This is a genomic window from Psychrobacter sp. UBA6766 (assembly GCF_002453355.1).
In the GTDB taxonomy this organism is placed as follows: domain Bacteria; phylum Pseudomonadota; class Gammaproteobacteria; order Pseudomonadales; family Moraxellaceae; genus Psychrobacter.
The window spans coordinates 56,742-69,531 of sequence record NZ_DKGQ01000036.1 but is presented as its reverse complement, the minus strand read 5'-3'; the positions used below and the strand labels follow the sequence as shown (position 1 = coordinate 69,531).

Here is a 12,790-nt window from a genome sequence, read left to right as displayed (position 1 = left end):
GTCTTTGATGTCATCAAAGCTGCTCATGCTACCAGCCATTTGCTCGGCCAGTTTCTTAATGTCATTTTGGATAGTCATTGATTATTCTCCTATTAGGAGATTATAAGCTGTTACATAGTTTTTAGGAAAGGCTCAATATTTCTGTTTACTTAAACACATATGTCTCAACCATCTTACACTTTTGAACAATCTATCCTATCTTCAGTCTTGCCAGCAAACGCATCATCAATATAATTAGCCCATTGATGCATCATGTCGGTACGATAAGGCAAGTGTTGAGCTCCATTGTAGGCTTTGCTTATTTTGTTTTCTTTTTCATGTGCCAGCTGTAGCTCTATAGCTTCGTGCATAAACTCTTGTTCATGTAAGGTAGTGCTGGCAAGTCCGCGAAATCCGTGCCCTGTCATTCTGCCTTTATAGCCCATGCGCCATAGGGCAGTAATAAAAGCATTGGTACTGTATGGCTTACGCGTCGATGGATTAAAGAAGACATACTTGTCCGAAAAGCCTAGCGTCTTGATTTGCTCTAAGATCGCCATTGTTTGCGGTGTAAGCGGCACTAAATGCGGTCTATCCATTTTCATTTTATCGGCAGGTATGCGCCATAACTTGTCTTTATAGTCTATCTCGCTCCATTCCATAAAGCGTAATTCCTGCGTTCTCACAAACGTATAGCACATAAACCATAGGCCTAGCTTTACCAGTACATCACCATCATAGGCGTTAATATCTTGTAGTAGCTTTGGTAATTGCTGGCTGGTGATGCGACTATGGTGCTTTACCTTATGCGGTTTTAGTGCTTCAGTTAGGTCGTCGGCTGGGTTGAGGTTGGTTAAGCCCTCACGTATGGCTTGTTTAAAGATTTGCCCTGTTTGACGTATTGCGCGTCTTGCCATATCACTAGCGCCCCTAGCTTCGATAGCTTTACCAATAGCCAAAACATCAGGCGCAGTTATCTCATTTATATTTATATGACCAATGACGGGCTTAATGTCGCGCTGATATTGTGAGTAGTCACGGCTATGGGTAGTAGGTGCTATATGTGCTTTACGGTCATTATGCCAACACTGAGCTATCGTATCGAAAGCCTTTGATCCGTCATTTTCTGCTCGTGTTTTTTTCTTATCGTCTTTTGGGTTAATGCCATCAACTATTAATCTTTTGATCTCAAGATTGCGCTGGCGTGCACTTTGTAGGCTCATTACTGGATAAGTACCGATAGTAAGGGTTTGCTGTTTGCCTTGCCAGCGGTAGGCGCTGATCCATGACTTAACGCCTGTATAACGCACCCATAATTGTAACCCTTGACCATCACTATGTTTATCAGGTCGTTTTGAGTCTATCGCTTTTTGGGTAGGCTTAAGATTCTTTATCTGTGTATTATTTAGACTCATGTTGGTATTATCCATTATGGTATCGTATGATACCAACGATAATACCAACATTTTAGACGGATTACCACGTTCTGTAACGGATAACAAATGCCTTTAAAAAAGGCTGATTCAGCTGAATGGCTTGCAAATAAAAGGGCAGACGGTCAATGACGGTCTGCCCTAATATTGTGTTTGGTCGGAACGGCAGGATTTGAACCTGCGACCACTACACCCCCAGTGTAGTGCGCTACCAGACTGCGCTACGCCCCGAATGACTGACTATTTTACGCAAAATTAAGCATATTGCAAGGGCTATTTGTTTTAGCCAAAATCTATAACCCTCATTTTCCAGAACTCAGCTAGTCTAGTCTCTAATAACCAGTCTTAACCCAATAATTCTTTTAGGATTTGATTGACTTGTTGGGGGTTGGCACTACCGCGGCTGGCTTTCATGACTTGACCGACCAAACCGTTAAAGGCTTTTTCTTTGCCGCCGCGATACTCATCGACCATGGCTTGGTTTTTGGTAATAACTTCTTCGACCATGGCTTTAATCGCACCGGTATCCGTTTCTTGCTTCAGGCCTTTTTCCTCGATGATTTTATCTGCTGCGTCATCGGCATCGCCGCCTTCGCGCTCATAGAGGGCGCTAAAGACTTTTTTAGCCAGTTTGCCAGATAGCGTATCGTCTTTGATTCGTGCCAGCATTCCCGCCAATTGCTTGGCGCTAATAGGTGAGTCGGCGATGTCTTTATCATCTTTGTTGAGCGCACCTAGCAGGTCGCCCATGACCCAGTTAGCTGCCATTTTGGCATCTTGTTGTCCGACCTCATTGACGACATTTTCAAAATAATCGGCTAGCGTACGACTACCCGTCAAGATACGGGCATCGTATTCTGATAACCCAAGCGCTTCTTCAAATCGCGCACGGCGGGCAACAGGGAGTTCAGGCATCGCTGCTTTAATTTCATCGACTGTATGTTGTTCAATACGCACAGGTAGCAAGTCAGGATCGGGGAAATAGCGATAGTCATTGGCGTCTTCTTTGGTACGCATGGTGCGGGTTTCATCGCGCTCAGGATCGTATAACATCGTTGCTTGAATGACTTTACCGCCGTCCTCAATAATATCGATTTGACGCTCGATTTCACGATTGATGGCGCGTTCGATAAAACGGAATGAGTTGAGGTTTTTCAGCTCAGTTCGCGTACCTAATGCTGCGCCCGGTTTGCGCACAGAGACGTTACAATCGCAGCGGAATGAGCCTTCTGCCATAATCGCATCTGAGATACCAAGCCACGTGACCAGCTGATGAATGGCTTTAATATAAGCAAGCGCTTCGGAAGCCGAGCGCATATCAGGCTCGGAGACGATTTCGATGAGTGGCGTGCCAGCGCGGTTAAGGTCGACACCCGTCATACCATCAACGGCATCATGAACGGATTTACCCGCATCTTCTTCCAAATGCGCACGGGTGATACCCATTCGTTTCGGGTATTCGTTTTTCTCGCCTTCATTGACCACGACATCGATATAACCTTTACCGACGATAGGGTTGGCCATTTGGGTAATTTGATAGCCTTTTGGTAAATCAGGGTAAAAATAGTTTTTTCGGTCAAAGGTATTAAATAGTCCCAGTTCTGCATTGACACCGATACCGAATTTGAGCGCTCGATCGACCACGCCCGTATTCAATACAGGCAATACGCCAGGCAGTCCTAAATCAACGATGCTGGCTTGAGTATTTGGCTCGTGACCAAAGTCGGTTGGCGCGCTGGAAAATATTTTACTTTCGGTGTTCAACTGGCAGTGAATCTCAATGCCGATGACCACTTCGTAGCCATCAACGAACAGCTCTTTTCGGACAATTTCTTGGTGAGCGGCATTATCAGTAATAGTTGCTGTGTTCATTATACCGTCTCCTTTGCGATGGTAGAGTGTTGTAAATGATGGTCTGTATGCTGCTGGAATAAATGGGCGGTAGAGAGCAATTTGCTTTCTTGCCAATATTGTCCAATTAATTGCAAACCAATTGGCAAACCGTTTGTGGTTAAACCAACAGGTTGACTAAGGGCAGGGAGACCGGCCAAGTTGACGCCGATGGTATAAACGTCGCCTAAATACATCGTCGCAGGATCAAGGTCTTCAGCAAGTTTATAAGCTGCGGTTGGCGCAGTTGGACTGGCGATGATGTCACAGTTAACAAAAGCATCTTCAAAATCTTGCACGATTAATCGGCGTACTTTTTGTGCTTTGGTGTAATAAGCATCAAAGTAACCCGCCGATAGCGCGTAAGTTCCAGTCAAGATACGACGTTGTACTTCAGGACCAAAGCCTTCAGAGCGAGAGCGCGTATATAAATCAATAAGATCGGTTGGGTTTTCACAGCGATAACCAAAACGCACGCCATCAAAACGTGATAGGTTTGAAGACGCTTCTGCAGGCGCTAACATATAGTAAGTAGCAAGAGTAATCTCGGGGTCAGTGATGTTCACTTCTACAATCGTCGCACCAAGCGCTTCGTATTGTTTTAGCGCTGCACGTACCGCTTGCTCCACCTCAGTATCTAACCCTTTGCTAAAGTACTCTTTAGCAACGCCAATTCGTAAGCCTTCTAATGGCTTAGCTTTGTCTCCAGCGGCAGTGACGGCATGATTTAAGTCTTGCACATAATCAGGCATATCGTGCTTGATAGAAGTGGCATCGCGTGGGTCATGACCAATCATTGGTTGCAATAAATAAGCACAGTCCATCGCACTACGGCCCAAGCTGCCTGCTTGATCAAGACTTGACGCATAAGCAATCATACCAAAGCGCGAAACGCGACCATAAGTGGGTTTAATCCCTGTCAGGCCACAAAATGAGGCAGGCTGACGAATAGAGCCGCCTGTATCACTTGCAGTAGCAACCGGAACGAAGCCTGCGGCGACGGCAGCGGCACTACCACCCGACGAGCCACCAGGAACGCGTTCAAGACTCCAAGGATTGTGCACGGCGCCATAATGTGAGCTTTCATTATCCGAGCCCATTGCAAACTCATCCATATTGAGCTTACCAAGGCTAATCATGCCAGCCTTATCGATATTGGTGACGATAGTGGCATCATAAGGCGACACAAAATTATGCAGCATTTTTGAACCACAAGTCGTCAGAACGCCTTGGGTACAAAAAATGTCTTTATGCGCCATTGGTACACCAAGTAATGGGCGTTTATCACCTTGGACACGCATCTCATCAGCGGCTTTTGCTTGCGCTAATGCCGTTTCAGAAGTATGAGTAATAAAGCTGTTAATCTTGCTATCAAGGGCATTGATGCGCTTAATATAGTGTTCGGTTAATTCCGTGCTGCTAAATTGTTTGTCTTGCAAGCCCGTAATAAGCTGCTGGGTACTTAAAAGGTGAAGTTCAGACATAAGGTGTCGTCCGTCAAAATGTGAATAGCATTAAATAGGATAAAATAAAGGCAAGAATAATTTGAATATATTATTCAATCACTTGTGGTACAAGATACAAGCCTGATTCAACGGCAGGGGCAACCGATTGATTGCGCTCGCGATTGATATCGTGTTTAGCGACGTCCGCGCGCAACTCTTGGCAAGCTTCATGAATGTTTGCCAAGGGTTTGATACCGGTGGTATCGACATTAGCAAGCGTTTGCATCAGTTTTAATACGTCGCTGATATCATCAGCATAGCTATTGGCGGTATCTTCATCAACGCCAAGACGCGCAAGGCGGGCAACTTCTAAGATTTCTTGACGGCTGACATTGTTTTCAGTCGCGAGGGTTGGCTGTGACATAATTTCTCCGGTGAAGGACAGTTTTTATTAGAGTAGGGTATGACAAGTAGATAAGCATTAAGACAGGTAATGATTACAATACACTCAAATAAAGTGTTTGTAGCTGTGTCTTATAAATAGTAGGGCTATTATAAAGCATCTCACCCAAGTTTACAGAGGAGCAGCGCTCGATTGCTGCATAATATCAACCAAGCTGGCATGTTCTACAAAACTGAGCGATTGAACTTAAGATTATGGTGGGGTTATCAATTACTTACCATTTTATTAAAAAATACGTTACAGTATGCATCCACTGCTAAGCCAAACGCCAAGTTAACGACTCGGAAAATCATGCAGTAGGAATATCGTATTGCTGTAGTGCCTTAGTAGTGATTGAATTAAATGATGTTTCATTAAATAGCATCGTATTGTCTGTGATTTTAAACTTTGTAACAACTTTTCGCGTTTAAGCGTGAAATTCTAGCGTACTGATGCAAATATCTGTGTTTTTTTTGAGCCAAATCGGTATAATTTAGCTCAGTTTTTTCATTTCATCATTAATGCTTCGGTTTGACTTGCTGCGATGATAAACTCGCGCCATAGGTCATGTCTAACGACGACCTGCTCAATACTGACGAGTAGCCCTCAGTCAATTTCGTTCGCCTCATTCGCCTCATTTGTAATACGCTGGATATATTAGCCATGAACCCGTTTGGATTTTTATCAAATAATATCGCAATCGACCTCGGTACTGCGAACACCCTCATTTTTATTCCTGGTAAAGGGGTGGTGCTCGACGAGCCAACCGTGGTCGCGCTACGAAGTAATCGTACTCAAAACCCTACCGTCGCTGCCGTTGGTATTGATGCTAAACAGATGCTGGGTCGTACGCCTGCCAATATTACGGCTATCCGTCCATTAAAAGATGGTGTGATTGCAGACTTTGAAGTGACACAAAAAATGCTCAAGCATTTTATCACTAAGGTGAAAGCCAAGCGTTTTATGGCCCAACCTAACGTGGTGGTTTGTGTGCCTTGCAAATCAACGCTGGTTGAACGTAAAGCGATTCGGGAAGCAGTATCATCAGCAGGCGCGAGCAAAGTATTATTGCTAGAAGAACCAATGGCCGCCGCAATCGGTGCGGGCATGCCCGTTCATGAAGCCAGTGGTTCAATGGTCGTTGATATCGGTGGTGGTACCACTGAGATTGCAGTTATCGCGCTGTCAGGCTGCGTATATGCTGAGTCGATTCGTATTGGCGGAGATATGTTCGATGAAGCAATTATTACTCATGTTCGCCGTACTCATGGCTGCGTGATTGGTGAAACCACGGCTGAGCGCATAAAACAAGAAGTGGGTTCGGCATTAAATGAAGACAGCCAATTAGAAGTTGAAGTTCGCGGTCGCAGCATGGCAGAAGGCGTACCAAAAACTTTTACGGTCAATTCAGAAGAAGTACAAAAAGCCCTAAGCGATCCATTAAGTGGCATTGTTAGCGCGGTAAAAGCGGCGCTTGAACGAACGCCACCTGAGCTGTCATCAGACATCGCTGAGCGCGGTATTGTCTTAACGGGCGGCGGGGCATTGCTGCGTGATTTAGATAAACTCATCTCTAAAGAAACCGGTCTGCCTGTGACCGTTGCAGAAGAGCCATTGACCTGCGTGAGCCGCGGCGGTGGCATTGCGCTCGATTTTATTAACAATAAAAGTCTGAATATGATTTTTGTTTAAGTTGTTAACTTTAATAACTCATCAAGTAATAATGGCTATATTTGCCTTGATTGCTTGATTGCTTGATTGCTTGGTTGAAGCTAGAGTCATATTGAGTAGCCGTTTCATTGTAAAAATCGTTTTATTCTATTAAAGGTAACCAATAAGGTTGCCTTTAATGATATTTACCCATGCCAAAATGAAATATCAGTACGATATTACTTAATTAGTCATAGGTTTTTAGCATTCATTATTGTGATTTATTAAATAAAAAATTTTGATAAGGTCGTATTTTATATCTTGATATTTGTTACTGTTATATCAAGTAGCAGCTATTGCTCACCTTAAAACCTCTAGATTAGACCAATTATGATTCCAAGTATTTTTGCTCGCCAACCGTTAGCACTTCGTAAGACTGCTATTGTACTAATAGTGGCGCTAGTACTGATGTGGTTTGATAGTAAAAATCCAGAATGGTTTAATCCGATACGCTCGACCACGCATGCCGCGATGCAGCCCATCTATGAGCTGTCATTATTACCGAGTTATGCAGAACACTGGTCAAGTGGCAGTTTACAATCAAAAGAAGCGCTTCGCCGCGAAAATATGCAGCTAAAAACGCAACTTATCCACGCTCAAGCCAAACTACAACAGCAAGATTATATCTTGGCACAAAATGCCCGCTTGCAGGGTATCCTATCGACTACCCGGCCTGAACAGTTTGATTTAAACCTCGCTCAAGTTATCGGCACTGATACCAATCTGCTCAGACAAATTGTAGTGCTTAATAAAGGTGAGCAAGATGGCGTGCAAGTGGGTCAAACGGTCATCGATGAAGTGGGTGTCTTAGGTCAGATTATTAATGTTTACCCCAATACCAGTCGTTTATTGCTGATTACCGATGAGCAGCAATCCGTTGCTGTGACGGTCAAACGTACTGGGCAGCGTGCTATTGTCACGGGTGAAGGCATACCAACCTCATTACGCCTCAACTACGTCTTTAAAACCTCAGATGTACGCGTTGGCGATGAGCTAGTGTCATCAGGCTTAGGTGGACGAATTCCCGCAGGCTATCGCGTCGGTCGCATTGCGCATGTTGAAGACACGCAGGAGGATAACTTTAGAAGTATTGAAGTCACGCCAGCGGCAAACTTTATCGACAATGCTTACGTATTAGTGCTACAAGATAAGTTGGTCAATAAAAAGAATGCGGGTATTAGAGAAAAATAAGAGCTTGTCAGCTTATTTGTAAGTCTGCATAGCTCGTCATCATTTATAGCATAGACGCCTAGACAGACAAATAAAATAAATAGTATTCAAAACTATCTTATTAATCAGCGCTGCTATTCCTTTCGATACTAAATGAACTATTAAATAGCTACTGCTAAACTCTCGCTAAAGGTAAGTACTCATGGCATATGATGATTCTGATAATGCAACTGGGGTGCTCCCTGCCTTGATTATACTGAGTTTTATTGTCGCCTCATCGCTGAGTGTATATCCCTTAAGTCCAAGCATGGCAACATTGCGTCCCATGATTATGATCATGGTACTTATTTTTTGGTTACTGTTTCAGCCGCGTTATATCGGGATTTTTAGCGCCTTTATCATCGGCATTATCGCTGATTTATTAATGGATACCCATTTAGGTCAGCAAGCTTTTGCAGCAGTAACGGTGGCACTGGTAATAAAAATCACTAGTATTTATATCAGACAACTAAATACCATCAGTGCTTGGTTAATAGCAAGTCTAGGATTGATTGTTTTCCAAGTGAGCTTATGGATATTACAGCTGTTTATCCAAAACACTTTTGTCGCCCAATCTGCACTGTCGTTATTAATGAGCATTATCAGTTGGCCATTGGTGCTATTGGCATTACGCAAATTTGCTCGCTAACTTCATATTCTCATCGGCCTGCAAAACCAGAAAATCAAAAAATCATAAATTTATACAATGAGAGAATAGCGATGGAACTTATTTTAGCCTCTGGCTCGCCGCGTCGCCATGAGCTGCTCAAAAGGGCGCAACTAGAATTTACGGTTATGAGCGTCGATATTGATGAAACGCCGCAAGCTAATGAAGCGCCTAAAGATTATATTGAACGTATGGTTGCTACCAAGGCGGAGGCCGCGCTAGAACGATTGAATAAAGAGTTAAAGGATAATCATACTGATTACGCTGATTTATCTGAGTCTTTTATCATTTTAACCGCTGACACTATTGGTGTCTTGGCAGATGATAAAACGGTATTGGTTAAGCCCGATAGTCGTGAAGATGCTTATCGCATGTGGCAGCAGATGTCTGATAGCACTCATCAAGTATGGACAGCAGTGCAAGCTACTCAAGTATTATTATCGGCTAAGCTTTCAAACTCTTCAAACTCTTCAAACTCTTCAAACTCTTCAAACTCTTCAAACTCTGAAAGGGCATTTCAAGTCGTTCATCAGCAACAAATCACTGAGCGCACCGAAGTGACCTTTATACCCTTAACCGAAGAGATGATGCGAGATTACTGGGAAAGTGGCGAGCCTGCTGATAAAGCTGGTGGCTATGGTATTCAAGGTTTGGGCGCGGCATGGGTTAGCCGTATTAATGGCAGCTATACCAATGTGGTTGGCTTACCGCTTGCGCAAACGTTGACGTTAATTAAAAATATCACAGATGTTAGCGCTGACAGAAAAGTCTAAAGCGCTTAACAGACCAATAGATAAGTGTAGGACATATTTGGTCAAGAGCGGTTAACGGCGCGGCTTTAAGTGAAGTTGCCAATAGCTACCATTCAACCATTTGCACATAATGACACGGTAGGGTAATGGGCAAACACAAGGTGCATTTGGTACACTGTAAGGCTACCAAACTATGAACGCTTCGCAAGAAAGCTGAGTGATAAGAGAAAATATTATGTCCGAAGAGCTGCTGATTAATATTAGTCCCATGGAATCCCGCGTCGCCGTGTTAGATAACGGTGTCTTGGGCGAGATTTATATTGAGCGTCATCATAAATTGGGTTTGGTTGGCAACATCTATTTGGGGACGGTAGTACGCGTACTTCCTGGCATGCAGGCAGCTTTTGTCGATATTGGCCAGTCACGAACGGCATTTTTACATGTCAACGATATGCAGCGCGAGCCGCGTCCCGTCACCGAAGATAAGCACAAGACCTCAGAGAATACCGATAATGAACGTTCTATTATAGAAGCCTCTGCTGAAGATTTGGCGGTTACACCGCCCGTTGTCAGCGCGCAAAGTACCGAGGTCGTGGCCGTTTCAAAGACTCTCATTCAACATCGGCTGCACGAAAGCCAGCGTATCTTAGTTCAAGTCACCAAAGACCAGCTTGGCAGTAAAGGCGCGCGTTTAACCACCAATATATCGCTACCATCACGTTACTTGGTCTATCTACCATCGAGCGACCATATCGGTATCTCGCAGCGAATTGATGGCGAAGAAGAGCGCACACGGCTAAAAACAGAGCTTGCGAGCCTGATGCAAACGGTCAACCTACAAGGTGGCCTGATTGCGCGTACCGCCGCTGAGCGCGTACCTGTTAATAAACTTGAAGAAGATATCTACTATTTATTGCAGCTCTGGCGCACCATTTGTGCCCGTCGCCAAGAAACAAAACCAAATCAAAGCTCTGAGCTCATTTATCAAGAATTATCACTGCCGCTGCGCTCCATTCGTGACTTGGTGCATGCCGATACCGAAAAAGTAGTGATTGATAACGCGCAAATCTATGAGCAGGTCCGTTATTTCGCCAAAGAGTTTGTGCCTTTTGTCTATGACCGCATAGTGCATTATACCGCCGAGCCGTCTTTGTTTGACGTCCACCGTGTCGAAGACGATTTGCGTGACGCCTTAAAACGCCGTGTCGACTTAAAATCTGGCGGTTATCTAATCATTGATCAAACAGAGGCCATGACGACGATCGATGTTAATACCGGCTCTTTTGTCGGCGGGCGTTCGTTAGAAGATACGGTTTATAAAACCAATTTAGAAGCCACTCATGCCATTGCTCGGCAATTACGCTTAAGAAATCTTGGTGGTATTATTATCCTAGATTTTATCGATATGCTTGAGCAGCAGCATAAAGACGATATTTTAGAGAGCTTACAAGCGCAGCTAGCGCAAGACTACGCCAAAACCAAAATCACCCAAGTCAGTGAGCTTGGGCTGGTTGAGATGACGCGTAAACGTACCCGAGAATCCCTTGGTCAGCAGCTCTGTGAACCATGCTCAACCTGTCAGGGTCGCGGCTTTGTGAAAACGGCTGAAACCGTCTGCTTTGAGATATTTCGCGAAATCATGCGCTGTGCGCGTACTTACAACTCACCAAAAAAATTCACCGTGGTTGCGCATGCCGCCGTAATTGATTTACTTCTGACCTCAGAATCCGACACCGTAGCGGACTTAGAATATCTATTAGGTAGAGTGATTACGTTTGACGTAGAAAATCTTTATACCCAAGAGCAATATGACATTGTTTTAGACTAGTGATAGATTAAAATTCTGGCCATTATTGAAAGGTTCAGCTAAGGTTTAGAGGAAGATATTATGGATAAAAAGGCTTGTTTATAAAGGGTAATATCTCAAAACACCACAGATATTGCGCTTGCAATGAGTAAAATACTATGTATAATACACACCACTGAATTATATATGCGCAGCCAATTAAACAGCTGGCGCTATGACAGCTAGAGCATCGTTTCTAGCACTATTTCATTATGCCTTTGCTGACATCCTATAATGGAAGGGTCGGCGGGGCTTTAAACTATTTTGCTTTTGGCACGCTATAAGTTCCGGTAACGAACTCATTCTGGTTAAGAACAGAAGGCCGCTTAAAGTGAATATTTAACCAAACGGCTTTTGCTCATATCTTCAAAACAAGAATGACAAAAGCACATATTAGGAGCTTGCTGGCATGGCTAACCAGAGAATCCGTATCCGTCTTAAGTCTTTTGATCATCGTCTGATTGATCAATCTGCACAAGAGATTGTTGATACTGCAAAGCGCACCGGTGCGCAAGTTTGTGGTCCTGTACCGTTGCCGACTCGCATTGAGCGCTTCAACGTTCTAACCTCTCCACACGTTAATAAAGACGCTCGTGACCAGTACGAAATCCGTACTCATAAGCGTATGGTTGATATCGTTCAGCCTACCGACAAAACTGTGGATGCGCTAATGAAGTTAGACTTAGCGGCGGGTGTTGACGTTCAAATTGCTTTGGGTTAATGCACATTACACACCCAACCCATTAATATAAGATATAAAGAGGTCTAAAATGGCGATCGGTTTAGTCGGTAAAAAATGCGGCATGACCCGTATCTTCACTGAAGCAGGCGAATCTATCCCTGTCACAGTGGTTGAGGTCCATGCTAACCGCATTACTCAAGTAAAAAATACTGATGTAGATGGCTATCAAGCCATTCAAGTTACCACAGGTACTCGTCGTGACAGCCGCGTAACTGCTGCACAAAAAGGTCACTTCGCTAAAGCTGGTGTTGCAGCTGGTCGTGGTGTTTGGGAATTTCGTGCCAATGACAGCGATCTTGAAGGTCGTGAGATTGGTGGTGAGATCCTAGCTGACTTGTTCGAACAAGGTCAGATTGTAGATGTCACAGGACAGAGTAAAGGTAAAGGCTTTCAAGGCGGCGTAAAGCGTCACAACTTTAGCATGCAAGATGCCACTCATGGTAACTCAGTTTCTCACCGTGTCCTTGGTTCAACTGGTCAAAACCAGTCACCAGGTAAAGTCTTCAAAGGCAAAAAAATGCCAGGTCAAATGGGTAACAAACGCGTTACCGTCCAAGGCCTAGAAGTGATATCGGTTGATGTTGAAAAAGGGTTACTTGTCATCAAGGGTGCAATCCCTGGTGCCACCGGTGGCGATGTCATCGTACGTCCGTCAGTCAAAGCCTAAGCAAGGGG

The 12,790-nt window shown here is 44.2% G+C and carries 11 protein-coding genes, 1 tRNA gene and 1 pseudogene; 7 read left to right on the top strand and 6 right to left on the bottom strand.

Annotated elements, in window-relative coordinates; all coding sequences use genetic code 11:
* The 6 genes and pseudogenes from B4K26_RS12895 to gatC form a co-directional block, all read right to left on the bottom strand.
* Positions 1–78, bottom strand: a pseudogene (locus B4K26_RS12895) (transposase); the annotation flags it as partial.
* A gap of 95 nt (positions 79–173) precedes the next feature.
* Positions 174–1,409: a tyrosine-type recombinase/integrase gene (locus B4K26_RS07930; protein ID WP_296244662.1), complete on the bottom strand. Its 1,236-nt coding sequence runs from the start codon at positions 1,407–1,409 to the stop codon at positions 174–176.
* 157 nt (positions 1,410–1,566) lie between these two features.
* Positions 1,567–1,643 (bottom strand) — tRNA-Pro (locus tag B4K26_RS07925).
* A 114-nt stretch (positions 1,644–1,757) separates the two neighbouring features.
* The gene (gene gatB, locus B4K26_RS07920; RefSeq protein ID WP_296244659.1) at positions 1,758–3,284 is read right to left on the bottom strand and encodes an Asp-tRNA(Asn)/Glu-tRNA(Gln) amidotransferase subunit GatB; all 1,527 of its coding nucleotides are present in this window, start codon (positions 3,282–3,284) and stop codon (positions 1,758–1,760) included.
* Positions 3,284–4,786 (bottom strand): Asp-tRNA(Asn)/Glu-tRNA(Gln) amidotransferase subunit GatA, encoded by a 1,503-nt coding sequence (gatA, locus tag B4K26_RS07915; RefSeq protein ID WP_296244656.1) that lies wholly within the window; start codon positions 4,784–4,786, stop codon positions 3,284–3,286. The genes gatB and gatA overlap by 1 nt, the downstream gene beginning before the upstream one ends.
* A 70-nt stretch (positions 4,787–4,856) precedes the next feature.
* The gene (gene gatC / locus B4K26_RS07910; protein ID WP_296244655.1) at positions 4,857–5,171 is read right to left on the bottom strand and encodes an Asp-tRNA(Asn)/Glu-tRNA(Gln) amidotransferase subunit GatC; all 315 of its coding nucleotides are present in this window, start codon (positions 5,169–5,171) and stop codon (positions 4,857–4,859) included.
* 672 nt (positions 5,172–5,843) lie between these two features.
* Between gatC and B4K26_RS07905 the strand changes: the two genes are divergently transcribed.
* From B4K26_RS07905 to rplC, 7 genes are all read left to right on the top strand, one after another.
* Positions 5,844–6,881 (top strand): rod shape-determining protein, encoded by a 1,038-nt coding sequence (locus tag B4K26_RS07905; protein ID WP_414708034.1) that lies wholly within the window; start codon positions 5,844–5,846, stop codon positions 6,879–6,881.
* A gap of 348 nt (positions 6,882–7,229) precedes the next feature.
* Positions 7,230–8,090: a rod shape-determining protein MreC gene (gene mreC, locus B4K26_RS07900; RefSeq protein ID WP_296244650.1), complete on the top strand. Its 861-nt coding sequence runs from the start codon at positions 7,230–7,232 to the stop codon at positions 8,088–8,090.
* A 181-nt stretch (positions 8,091–8,271) separates the two neighbouring features.
* Entirely contained in the window at positions 8,272–8,757 is a 486-nt protein-coding gene (gene mreD, locus B4K26_RS07895) for a rod shape-determining protein MreD (protein WP_296244649.1), read from the top strand.
* A 71-nt stretch (positions 8,758–8,828) separates the two neighbouring features.
* The gene (locus B4K26_RS07890) at positions 8,829–9,548 is read left to right on the top strand and encodes a Maf family protein (protein ID WP_296244648.1); all 720 of its coding nucleotides are present in this window, start codon (positions 8,829–8,831) and stop codon (positions 9,546–9,548) included.
* A 214-nt stretch (positions 9,549–9,762) separates the two neighbouring features.
* Positions 9,763–11,355: an Rne/Rng family ribonuclease gene (locus B4K26_RS07885; protein WP_296244647.1), complete on the top strand. Its 1,593-nt coding sequence runs from the start codon at positions 9,763–9,765 to the stop codon at positions 11,353–11,355.
* Between the two features lie 427 nt (positions 11,356–11,782).
* Entirely contained in the window at positions 11,783–12,094 is a 312-nt protein-coding gene (gene rpsJ, locus B4K26_RS07880) for a 30S ribosomal protein S10 (protein WP_010196670.1), read from the top strand.
* 49 nt (positions 12,095–12,143) lie between these two features.
* The gene (gene rplC / locus B4K26_RS07875) at positions 12,144–12,782 is read left to right on the top strand and encodes a 50S ribosomal protein L3 (protein WP_068408481.1); all 639 of its coding nucleotides are present in this window, start codon (positions 12,144–12,146) and stop codon (positions 12,780–12,782) included.
* Positions 12,783–12,790 lie beyond the last annotated feature (8 nt).

What these genes read in the sequence shown, in the direction of transcription:
- B4K26_RS07930 (WP_296244662.1), bottom strand. Translation starts at nt 1,409, where the DNA reads ATGGATAATACCAACATGAGTCTAAATAATACACAGATAAAGAATCTT.
- gatB (WP_296244659.1), bottom strand. Translation starts at nt 3,284, where the DNA reads ATGAACACAGCAACTATTACTGATAATGCCGCTCACCAAGAAATTGTC.
- gatA (WP_296244656.1), bottom strand. Translation starts at nt 4,786, where the DNA reads ATGTCTGAACTTCACCTTTTAAGTACCCAGCAGCTTATTACGGGCTTG.
- gatC (WP_296244655.1), bottom strand. Translation starts at nt 5,171, where the DNA reads ATGTCACAGCCAACCCTCGCGACTGAAAACAATGTCAGCCGTCAAGAA.
- mreC (WP_296244650.1), top strand. Translation starts at nt 7,230, where the DNA reads ATGATTCCAAGTATTTTTGCTCGCCAACCGTTAGCACTTCGTAAGACT.
- mreD (WP_296244649.1), top strand. Translation starts at nt 8,272, where the DNA reads ATGGCATATGATGATTCTGATAATGCAACTGGGGTGCTCCCTGCCTTG.
- B4K26_RS07890 (WP_296244648.1), top strand. Translation starts at nt 8,829, where the DNA reads ATGGAACTTATTTTAGCCTCTGGCTCGCCGCGTCGCCATGAGCTGCTC.
- B4K26_RS07885 (WP_296244647.1), top strand. Translation starts at nt 9,763, where the DNA reads ATGTCCGAAGAGCTGCTGATTAATATTAGTCCCATGGAATCCCGCGTC.
- rpsJ (WP_010196670.1), top strand. Translation starts at nt 11,783, where the DNA reads ATGGCTAACCAGAGAATCCGTATCCGTCTTAAGTCTTTTGATCATCGT.
- rplC (WP_068408481.1), top strand. Translation starts at nt 12,144, where the DNA reads ATGGCGATCGGTTTAGTCGGTAAAAAATGCGGCATGACCCGTATCTTC.